Genomic DNA, 9,619 nt, shown 5'->3' on the forward strand with positions numbered 1-9,619 from the left:
CGGCCCTGGAAGAAGGCGCCGGTTTCCATGGCCAGTTGCTCATGGGTGATGTCGCCGTCGACATAGGCGGTGCCGTAGAGGCGGACCTGCTTGGCGGTGACGGAGCCGATGATGCGGCCGCGGGCCTCGATGGCTTCGGCATAGACTCCGCCCTCTATGTGGCCGGTCTCGCCGACGGTCAGCTTGCCGACCCGGACGTCGCCGCGCACCACGCCGTCGATATGAACCTCACCCTCGCCGGTGACATTCCCCTCGATGGTGATGTTTTCGCTGATCAGCGAGGCCGCGCGCGGGGCCTTGCGCTGCGCCGAGGGATCGGTGGCGAGCGGGGCAGGGGCGGCGTCGAACTTCACCGGCGGTTTGGCGGGGGTCTTAGCTGTCTTGGAGAACATAATCGCCGGCTTTCACGAAACGGTCGGGGTTCTGGGCGCGTCCATTGACCCAGACCTCGTAATGAAGATGCGGACCGGTGGAGCGGCCGGTCGAACCCATGGCTCCAATCCGCTGGCCCACCCCCACCCGCTGCCCGGCCTTCACGCCGATGGCCTGGAGATGAGCGTAGCGTGTCTTGAAGCCACTCCCGTGGTCTATCTCAATGGTGTTGCCATATCCCGAACGCTGGCCGGTGAAGGAAACCACCCCCGGGGCTGTCGTGTAGATCGGCACGCCGAAACCGCCCACGAAGTCGAGGCCGGAGTGGAAGGCCGGGCGCCGCGTGAAGGGATCGAAGCGGACGCCAAAGCCGCTGGACTGGCCGGTGTGGTTGGTGGGGCGGGCGAAGGGCAGTTTGGCGGCGGCTTCCGCGAGCGCGGTGGCCTCCGACATGTTGGTGGCGGCGTGCTGGATGCGCACCGCGAAGCCTTCATCGACGTCCAGTACGGCGGCGAGCGCCCGGGGATCCTTGGCCTCGATCAGCGGTCCACCCAGGGAGCCGCCTTTGGGCGTGTAGGCCGTGGGCGTCAAGCCGGCGAGGCGGAAGGCCAGGCGCAGGCGGTCGGCGCGGCTCTTGGCGAAGTTGTCGGCGGCGTCGATCAACCGTTCCTGGCTGGCGCGCACCAGTTCGATGCGGCGCATCGGGTTGGTTCCGGCAGGCACATGTCGGGCGCGCTGGATGGTGGGGGCCAGGGCCTGTGTCAGGCCCGGCGCGCCCTTGACGTCGGTCAGCAACATCGCCAGCGCCGCGTGGCGCTTCTCGACAGTCAGGGCCAGATCGTCGACAGAGCCGTTCGCTGCGTTCAGTTGGGCCACGGCGCTGTTGAGCCGGGCCTGGCGATCGGCGATCCAGCGTTCGTACTTGGCCTGGGTCCGCGCGATCTCCTGATCGGTCGCCGACAGGGCCATGGCGTTCACCATCATCGCTGCCGTGCAGATGCCCATCCACAGGGCGCAGACCGCGAGCAGCGAAGCGAAGGTGAGTTGCTTGCCCGTCGTCAGAACAAATGCCCGCATCTCCCCGCCGGACCGGACATAGAGGTGACGTTCGGGGAAAAGCTCTTCCAGCGATCGGCGAAGGCGCGAAAAGCGTGACATACACACCGCGTCGGCTAGGGAACTGAAGTTCCGGCGATATGCGATGAGAATTTGGGTGCGCGCAAGGGGCTTCGCGCTACGGGAGAGCGCGCGCCGCGTTGGTCAATTCTTAACCTGACTGGTTAACGAGCCGTGAACGGTCACGCTAGCTTCACAGGCAATTCAAGGGTCTGCCGGGAGCGTAAACCAGCTGCCCGCGACAATTCTACAACAGCCCAGAGAGGCGAAGGTTCCCGTTGCACGCGAATGCGGCGGGCCTTGCGACGACAGGCCGCAGTTCAACCCAGAGCTTGACCTTAAAGGCTTTGCGCGGCCGTCAGCACCTCGGCGGCGTGGCCAGGAACCTTTACCTTGCGCCAGATCCGCGTCAGCCGGCCATCCTTGCCGATGAGGAAGGTGGCGCGCTCGATACCCATGTACTTGCGGCCGTACATGTTCTTTTCCACCCAAACGCCATAGCGCTCGATCACGGCGCCTTCGGCGTCGGATCCGAGCGGCACCGTCAGGCCATACTTCGCCGTAAACTTTGCGTGACTGGCCACAGAGTCCTTCGAGACCCCAATCACCGAGACACCGGCCTTGGCGAAGTCCGCGGAAAGATTCGAAAATTCCTGAGCCTCTTTCGTGCAGCCCGTGGTGTCGTCTTTCGGGTAGAAATAGAGCACCACGCCCTTGCCTTGGAAGTCGGTCAGCCGCATCGGACCGCTCGCGCCCGCCAGTTCAAATTCGGGAGCGACGGCGCCTTCGGTCACATCGGTCATGGTCAACTCCTGCAAGAGGTGGGCGACGGGGAGGCCGCCGCCCACACAGTTCATCAGACCGGCTTGATCAGCACGATCTTCTTTTTGCCGGCGGAGAGCTTGATGACGCCTTCCACCAGGTCGGCGTCGGTGAGCGTGCGGTCACCGTCGGTCTCGGCCTTGTCGTTGACCCGCAGGCCGCCGCCCTTGGCCAGGCGGCGCGCTTCGCCGCGGGAGGCCGCGAGCCCGGCGTCCGTGGCCAGGGCCGCCAGCACGATCCCGACCTCGAGGTCGGTCATCGAGATCTCGAAGGTGGGCAGGTCGGCGGACAATGCGCCTTCCTCGAAGGCCTTGCGCGCCGCTTCGGCGGCGGACTGGGCCGCGTCGGCGCCGTGCAGCATGGTGGTGGCGACGTTGGCCAGCACCTTCTTGGCTTCGTTGATGTCGGCGCCCTGCATGGCCTCGTAGCGTTCAACCTCGTCCAGCGGCATGTCGGTGAACAGGCGCAGGAAACGGCCGACGTCGGCATCCTCGGTGTTGCGCCAGAACTGCCAGTACTCGTAGGGGCTGCGCATGTCGGCGTTCAGCCACACGGCGCCGCCCACTGTCTTGCCCATCTTTTGGCCTGAGGCCGTGGAGAGCAGGGGGGTGGTCAGGCCGAAGGAGGGCTTCTGGTCCACGCGGCGGATAAGTTCCACGCCGTTGAGGATGTTGCCCCACTGATCGGAGCCACCCATCTGCAGCGTGCAGCCGAAATTGCGCTCCAGCTCCAGGAAGTCTGTGGCCTGCATCAGCATGTAGTTGAATTCGAGGAAGGTCATCGGCTGTTCGCGCTCCAGCCGCAGCTTGACGCTCTCGAAGCTGAGCATGCGGTTGATCGTGAAGTGAACCCCGAACTCCCGCAGGAACTGGACGTAGCCCAGCTTCGAAAGCCATTCGTCATTGTCGACCATCACCGCATCGGTGGGGCCATCGCCGAAGGTCAGGAACTTGGCGAACACCGTCTTGATGTTGTCGATGTTCGACTGGATCTGGGCCTCGGTCAGCAGCGGGCGCGACTGATCCTTGTCGGTGGGATCGCCGACCTTGGTGGTGCCGCCGCCCATCAGCACGATGGGCTTGTGGCCCGCCTGCTGCAGCCGGCGCAGCATCATAATCTGGATCAGGCTGCCCACATGCAGGCTGGCCGCCGTGGCGTCGAAGCCGATGTAACCCGTGACGATCCCCTTCGTCGCCGCCTCGTCCAGTTCCACCGGGTGAGTGATCTGATGGATGTAGCCGCGGGCCTGCATGGTGCGCAGCAGGTCGGATTTGAAGGGGGGCTGGTCGGCGGACATGGGTGTGGGCTCTTCTAGGGACGCGTGCGGCTCTAGCACGCGGCGATCCAGGATTTCGAGGGTCATCTGAGAGGTCTCCTGAGGCATGGGGCCGGAGACCGTCAATTTCTGAGGAGGGGCGCCGACCGGGTTACGGGTGGCGCGAGATCGGGTCCGCACCTGCTCTAGGGCAGGCGGTAATAACGTCCAGCAAGGGCGGCGCGGGTGATCATGGGCGCTAGGTACTGGTCAGAACGCCGCGCCGTCAAGCTTTGGCCGGTCGCCACGAATTGCTCTACCCCCCGGCGCGCGGGCGCCATTAGCATGGCGCATGCAGCTTATCTTGCAACGACACGGGGACTCGCACGGGGCCGCTGCGGCGGGTGTCGAGGTCGAACTCGCCTGGCCCGCACCCGGCAAACTCGCCCTGACCTATGTCGTGATCGGCGACATCGCGGCTCTCCGCCTGCCGTCTCCGGCGCCTGCTGCGCGCGTCGATGAACTCTGGCGACACACCTGTCTGGAGGCCTTCATCGGCGAGACCGGTGGGCCGGCCTATTACGAGTTCAACCACTCGCCCTCCACCCAGTGGGCGGCCTATGAATTTCGCGGTTATCGCGAGGGGATGACCCCCGTCGAGAAGGCCGGCGATCCCGCCATCTCGACCAAGACGAACGATCAGCGCTTCATCCTGGGCGCCACACTGGCCCTCGACGGTCTGGCGGGCCTCCATTCCGACGCTGCCTGGCGTCTTGCCCTGTCGGCGGTGATCGAGCAGAGGAACGGCCTCAAGTCCTACTGGGCCTTGGCCCACCCTCCCGGTCGGCCGGACTTCCATCACGCCGACGGTTTTTCCCAAGTCCTCACGCCAGCAGAGCGCGCATGAAATTTGGTCTCGATCGACTTCTCGCCGACCCGGCGCTTCGCACGCCCCTGAAGGGGCGCCGTGTGGGCCTCGTCGCGCACCCGGCCTCAGTGACTCAGGACCTGACCCACGCGCTGGACGCCCTGGCCGCCTGCGAGGACATCCAGCTTTCGTCGGCCTTCGGACCGCAGCACGGCCTGCGCGGCGACAAGCAGGACAACATGGTGGAGTCGCCGGACTTCGATGATCCGGTGCTCGGCATACCGGTGTTCAGCCTCTACGGCGAGGTGCGCCGTCCCACGGGTCAGATGATGAGCACCTTCGACGTGGTGCTGATCGACCTGCAGGACCTGGGCTGCCGCATCTACACCTTCGTCACCACGCTTCGGTACATGCTCGAGGCCGCTGCCGCCCACGGCAAGGAGGTCTGGGTGCTGGACCGCCCCAATCCCACCGGCCGCCCTGTGGAAGGCCTGACCCTGAGAGACGGCTGGGAGAGTTTCGTCGGCGCCGGCGCCATGCCCATGCGACACGGCCTGACGCTCGGCGAACTTGGCCATTGGTTCATCAAGACCTTCGATCTGGACGTGAAATACCGGGTGATCGAGATGGAGGGCTGGGCGCCTGAGGCGGCACCCGGTCACGGCTGGCCGCTGGGTGACCGAGTCTGGGTCAATCCCAGCCCAAACGCCCCCAACCTCTGGATGGCGCGCGCCTATGCCGGCACGGTGATGCTGGAGGGGGCGACCCTGTCAGAGGGACGCGGCACCACTCGCCCCCTGGAGCTGTTCGGCGCCCCGGACATCGACGCCCGTGCCGTACTGGCCGAGATGCGGACCTTCGCCCCCCAATGGCTGGAGGGTTGCGTCCTGCGGGAATGCTGGTTCGAGCCGACCTTCCACAAGCATGTGGGCAAGCTCTGTAACGGGATCCAAATCCACACCGAGGGACCGGCCTACGACCATCAGGCCTTCAAGCCCTGGCGGGTGCAGGCCCTGGCCTTCAAGGCCGTGCGCCGGCTCTATCCCGACTACCCGCTGTGGCGGGATTTCCCCTACGAGTACGAGCTCGGCAAGCTGGCTATCGACGTGATCAACGGCGGACCGCTGCTGCGGGAATGGGTGGACAACCCGGCGTCCACCGCCGCCGACCTTGACGCGATCACGGTCCCCGACGAGCAGGCCTGGCTGATCGAGCGTCAGCCGCACCTGCTCTATTAGGCCTTCTAGATCGGGTCGGCTTCGATGCGCTTGTCGAGATAGGTCCCGACGCGCTGTTCGACGTCGGGCAGGTTCTCGGCCCAGAAATGGGTCGCGCCCTCGATCACCTCGTGGTCGATGACGATGCCCTTCTGGGTGCGCAGCTTGGAGACCACGCGCTCGACCTCCACCGGGGGCACAACGGTGTCCGCGCCGCCGTGCAGGATCAGGCCCGAGGCCGGGCACGGGGCCAGGAAGCTGAAGTCGTACATGTTGGTGGGCGGCGAGACGGAGATGAAGCCGTCGGTCTCCGGACGGCGCATGAGAAGTTGCATGCCGACCCAGGCGCCGAAGGAATAGCCGGCCACCCAGCACTGTGAGGCCGCCGGGTTTGTGGTCTGCAGCCAGTCCAGCGCCGTGGCCGCGTCGGCCAGTTCGCCAATGCCGCTGTCGAATTCGCCCTGGCTGCGGCCCACGCCGCGGAAATTGAAGCGCAGGGTCGAGAAGCCGCGCTTCATGAACAGGTGGAAGAGCTGAACCGCCACCGGGTGGTTCATCTGGCCGCCGGCGCGCGGGTGCGGGTGCAGGATCAGCGCGATCGGCGCCGTTTCACTCTTGCCCGCCGAATACCGGCCTTCGATGCGCCCGGCCGCGCCGGTCAGAACCACTTCAGGCATGCCATCCTCACGTCGAATAGTTGACTCACGCGCTGGGTCTTCCTAGATCACGCTCAACGGACGAGCTTCTGGGATATGGCCCCGCGCAAGGCGGCGGCTTTAGCACAGGGGCCCCTCAAAACGCTCGAAAATTCGCAACCGGATTTCGCCCGCCCATGCGCCTCAGCACCAAAGGCCGATATGCCGTGATGGCCATGGCCGATCTGGCGCGCCGTCAAGGCTGCGGCGAAGATGGGGAACGCGCCGTCTCGCTGGCGGAGATCGCCGCGCGCCAGCAGATTTCTCTGTCCTATCTCGAACAGCTTTTCGCCCGCCTGCGCCGCCGTGGTCTGGTGAAGAGCCTGCGCGGCCCCGGCGGCGGCTACCTGCTGGCCCTCACGGCTGAGACCACCAACATCGCCGACATCGTCATGGCCGTGGACGAACCCCTGCGCGCCACCCGCTGCTCCACCAAGGGCAAGGGCTGCATGCTTAAGGGCGAGCGCTGCCTGACCCACGATCTGTGGGAGGAGATGGGCCGCCAGATTCACGGTTACCTGGCCTCGGTCACCCTGGCCGATGTCGTCACCGGCCGCCTGGGTGCGGCGCGGGAGGCGGCATGAGCGGCGTCTATCTCGACTATAATGCGACGGCCCCGGTTCGCTCTGAAGCGATCGCGGCCATGACCCGTGCGCTCGAAGCCGCTGGCAACCCATCCTCGGTTCACGCGGCCGGTCGCGCCGCCCGGGCCATCGTCGAACAGGCCCGCGAGGAGGTCGCCGCCTTGATCGGCGGCCCGGCGTCCACCGTGGTGTTTACGGGGGGCGGCACCGAGGCCAATGGATTGGCCATCGAGAGCGCCGTGGCCACGGGATCAAGACGCCTGATCGTCAGCGCCATCGAGCACGACAGCGTGCTGGAGACCGCGCGGGCTAGCGGGCTGGCGGTTGAGATTCTGCCGGTCACCGCCCAGGGCGTCGCCGATCTGGCCTGGCTCAAGGCCCGCCTCGAGAGCTGGGACCCTGCCGACGGCAAACCCTTCGTCGCCCTGATGCTGGCCAACAATGAAACCGGTGTCATCCAGCCTGTGGCTGAGACTGCGGTCTTGGTGCGTCAAGCCGAGGGCTGGCTGCACGTTGATGCGATCCAGGCCGCCGGCAAGATCGCCATCGACAGCCGGGCGCTCGGCGCCGACACCCTGGTCATCTCGGCGCACAAGCTCGGTGGCCCTCAGGGTGTGGGCGCGCTCACCTTCGGCCCCCGCGCCACCCTCGTGCGCCGCCAGCACGGCGGCGGGCAGGAGCGGGGGCGTCGCGCGGGCACCGAGAACGTGGCCGGCATCGCGGGCTTCGGCGCCGCGGCCCGGGCCGCCCTGCGCGACCTGGACGGCTTCGAACAACAATCTGCCTGGCGCGACCTGGCCGCCGCCTGTCTGGCCGCCGAGGGTGCGGTCGTGATCGGTGAGGGCCTTCCGCGCCTGGCCAACACCCTGTGCGTCGCGGCCCCGGGTCAAGGCGCGGAACTGCAGGTCATGGGCCTGGACCTGGCCGGGGTCATGGTCAGCGCGGGTTCGGCCTGTTCGTCGGGCAAGGTGAAGCCCAGCCACGTCCTCACTGCGATGGGGCTGACCGACCTGGCCTCGTGCGCCATCCGGGTCAGCGGCGGCTGGGCGACCAACGAGACCGACTGGGCGGCTTTCGTCGCGGCCTGGAGCGACATTCATTCCCGACACGCGGCCCGTCGCCGCGCGCCGGCGGCTTAGGAGTACCCGTCATGGCCGCCGTCAAGCAGACCATTGATCACGTCGAAAGCCTGGAAAAATACCAGCACGGCTTCTCCACAGACATCGCCCAGGACTTCGCGCCCAAGGGGCTGAACGCCGATATCGTGCGCTTCATCTCGGCCAAGAAGAACGAGCCGGAATGGATGCTGGCCTGGCGGCTGGACGCCTTTGAGCGCTGGTTGGCCATGGACGAGCCGGAATGGGCCAAGGTCAACTTCCCGCGCATCGACTATCAGGACAGCTACTATTACGCCGCGCCCTCGGAGAAGAAGGGGCCCAAGAGCCTCGACGAGGTCGATCCCGAGATCCTGGCCGTCTACGAAAAGCTCGGCATCCCCCTGAAGGAACAGGCCGTCCTTGCCGGCGTCGAGGGCGCGCCGCGCTATGCCGTGGACGCGGTGTTCGACAGCGTCTCGGTGGTCACCACCTTCAAGAAGGAACTGGCCCAGGTGGGGGTGATCTTCTGCTCCATGAGCGAGGCGATCCGCGAGCATCCCGAGCTGGTGAAGAAGTACCTGGGCTCGGTCGTGCCGGTGTCCGACAACTACTACGCCTGCCTGAACGCCGCGGTCTTCTCCGACGGCAGTTTCGTCTATGTGCCGCCGGGCGTTCGCTGTCCGATGGAGTTGTCGACCTATTTCCGGATCAATGCGGAAAACTCGGGCCAGTTCGAGCGCACGCTGATCATCGCCGACAAGGGCGCCTACGTCTCCTATCTGGAGGGCTGCACGGCCCCCATGCGCGACGAGAACCAGCTGCATGCCGCCGTCGTCGAGCTGGTTTTGATGGACGACGCGGAGATCAAGTATTCCACCGTCCAGAACTGGTATCCCGGCGATCCCGTCACCGGGAAGGGCGGCATCTACAACTTCGTCACCAAGCGCGCGGACTGCCGTGGCGACCGCTCCAAGGTGTCCTGGACCCAGGTGGAGACCGGCTCGGCCATCACCTGGAAGTACCCCTCCTGCGTCCTGCGCGGCGAGAGCTCCGTGGGCGAGTTCTACTCCATCGCCATCACCAACGGCCGTCAGCAGGCCGACACCGGCACCAAGATGATCCATCTGGGCGCGAATACGCGATCGCGCGTGATCTCCAAGGGCATCTCCGCCGGCAAGTCCTCCAACACCTATCGCGGCCTGGTCTCGGCCCACCCCAAGGCCAAGGGCGCGCGCAACTTCACCCAGTGCGACTCCTTGCTCATCGGCAAGACCTGCGCGGCCCACACGGTGCCCTATATCGAGGCCCGCAACGGCAGCTGCGTCTTCGAGCACGAGGCCACCACCACCAAGCTCTCCGAAGACCAGCTGTTCTATGCCATGCAGCGGGGCCTCTCGCAGGAGGAGGCCGTCCAGCTTCTGGTCAACGGCTTCGTCAAGGACGTGCTGCAGGAGCTGCCCATGGAGTTCGCCGTGGAAGCCCAGAAGCTCGTCGCCATTTCACTCGAAGGGTCCGTTGGATGACCCTCGCCCCATCGGAACGGATCTCCGCCATGTCCTTCAGGCAAGCCTTTGACGCCGAGCGTCTGAAACG

The 9,619-nt window shown here is 66.2% G+C and carries 10 protein-coding genes; 5 read left to right on the forward strand and 5 right to left on the reverse strand.

Annotated elements, in window-relative coordinates; genetic code table 11:
- The 4 genes from AAC997_RS14255 to tyrS all read right to left on the reverse strand — a co-directional run.
- Positions 1-392 (reverse strand): polymer-forming cytoskeletal protein (locus AAC997_RS14255; RefSeq protein WP_340646363.1); only part of this gene is annotated, 392 nt, incomplete at its 3' end.
- On the reverse strand, positions 373-1,536 hold the full coding sequence (locus AAC997_RS14260; protein WP_340646364.1) for a peptidoglycan DD-metalloendopeptidase family protein: 1,164 nt from the start codon (positions 1,534-1,536) through the stop codon (positions 373-375). The genes AAC997_RS14255 and AAC997_RS14260, both read right to left, overlap by 20 nt.
- A 290-nt stretch (positions 1,537-1,826) precedes the next feature.
- On the reverse strand, positions 1,827-2,291 hold the full coding sequence (locus tag AAC997_RS14265) for a peroxiredoxin (RefSeq protein ID WP_340646365.1): 465 nt from the start codon (positions 2,289-2,291) through the stop codon (positions 1,827-1,829).
- A gap of 53 nt (positions 2,292-2,344) precedes the next feature.
- A complete protein-coding gene (gene tyrS / locus AAC997_RS14270; protein WP_340646371.1) occupies positions 2,345-3,607 on the reverse strand; it encodes a tyrosine--tRNA ligase in 1,263 nt (420 codons plus the stop codon).
- A 310-nt stretch (positions 3,608-3,917) separates the two neighbouring features.
- Here tyrS and AAC997_RS14275 point away from each other — a divergent pair, with 310 nt between their 5' ends.
- The gene (locus AAC997_RS14275; RefSeq protein WP_340646366.1) at positions 3,918-4,472 is read left to right on the forward strand and encodes a DOMON-like domain-containing protein; all 555 of its coding nucleotides are present in this window, start codon (positions 3,918-3,920) and stop codon (positions 4,470-4,472) included.
- Positions 4,469-5,671 carry a DUF1343 domain-containing protein gene (locus AAC997_RS14280; protein ID WP_340646367.1) on the forward strand — a complete coding sequence of 401 codons (1,203 nt, stop codon included), beginning with the start codon at positions 4,469-4,471 and terminating at the stop codon, positions 5,669-5,671. The genes AAC997_RS14275 and AAC997_RS14280 overlap by 4 nt, the downstream gene beginning before the upstream one ends.
- Before the next feature lie 5 nt (positions 5,672-5,676).
- Here the strand turns inward: AAC997_RS14280 and AAC997_RS14285 are convergent, their stop codons facing one another.
- Positions 5,677-6,327 (reverse strand): alpha/beta hydrolase, encoded by a 651-nt coding sequence (locus AAC997_RS14285; RefSeq protein ID WP_304828546.1) that lies wholly within the window; start codon positions 6,325-6,327, stop codon positions 5,677-5,679.
- A gap of 155 nt (positions 6,328-6,482) precedes the next feature.
- On the opposite strand from AAC997_RS14285, the gene AAC997_RS14290 reads away from it, so the two are divergent.
- The 3 genes from AAC997_RS14290 to sufB are packed head-to-tail and all read left to right on the forward strand — an operon-like array spanning position 6,483 to position 9,549.
- Positions 6,483-6,929, forward strand: coding sequence for an Rrf2 family transcriptional regulator (locus tag AAC997_RS14290; protein WP_340646368.1), 447 nt, complete (start codon positions 6,483-6,485; stop codon positions 6,927-6,929).
- Positions 6,926-8,068 carry a cysteine desulfurase family protein gene (locus AAC997_RS14295; RefSeq protein ID WP_340646369.1) on the forward strand — a complete coding sequence of 381 codons (1,143 nt, stop codon included), beginning with the start codon at positions 6,926-6,928 and terminating at the stop codon, positions 8,066-8,068. Before AAC997_RS14290 ends, AAC997_RS14295 begins: the two co-directional genes overlap by 4 nt.
- Positions 8,069-8,079: 11 nt before the next feature.
- Positions 8,080-9,549, forward strand: coding sequence for a Fe-S cluster assembly protein SufB (sufB, locus tag AAC997_RS14300; protein WP_340646370.1), 1,470 nt, complete (start codon positions 8,080-8,082; stop codon positions 9,547-9,549).
- Positions 9,550-9,619 lie beyond the last annotated feature (70 nt).

The organism is Phenylobacterium sp., assembly GCF_037968635.1.
In the GTDB taxonomy this organism is placed as follows: Bacteria; Pseudomonadota; Alphaproteobacteria; order Caulobacterales; family Caulobacteraceae; genus Phenylobacterium.

What these genes read in the sequence shown, in the direction of transcription:
- AAC997_RS14265 (WP_340646365.1), bottom strand. Translation starts at nt 2,291, where the DNA reads ATGACCGATGTGACCGAAGGCGCCGTCGCTCCCGAATTTGAACTGGCG.
- sufB (WP_340646370.1), top strand. Translation starts at nt 8,080, where the DNA reads ATGGCCGCCGTCAAGCAGACCATTGATCACGTCGAAAGCCTGGAAAAA.
- AAC997_RS14275 (WP_340646366.1), top strand. Translation starts at nt 3,918, where the DNA reads ATGCAGCTTATCTTGCAACGACACGGGGACTCGCACGGGGCCGCTGCG.
- AAC997_RS14285 (WP_304828546.1), bottom strand. Translation starts at nt 6,327, where the DNA reads ATGCCTGAAGTGGTTCTGACCGGCGCGGCCGGGCGCATCGAAGGCCGG.
- AAC997_RS14290 (WP_340646368.1), top strand. Translation starts at nt 6,483, where the DNA reads ATGCGCCTCAGCACCAAAGGCCGATATGCCGTGATGGCCATGGCCGAT.
- AAC997_RS14295 (WP_340646369.1), top strand. Translation starts at nt 6,926, where the DNA reads ATGAGCGGCGTCTATCTCGACTATAATGCGACGGCCCCGGTTCGCTCT.
- AAC997_RS14280 (WP_340646367.1), top strand. Translation starts at nt 4,469, where the DNA reads ATGAAATTTGGTCTCGATCGACTTCTCGCCGACCCGGCGCTTCGCACG.
- tyrS (WP_340646371.1), bottom strand. Translation starts at nt 3,607, where the DNA reads ATGTCCGCCGACCAGCCCCCCTTCAAATCCGACCTGCTGCGCACCATG.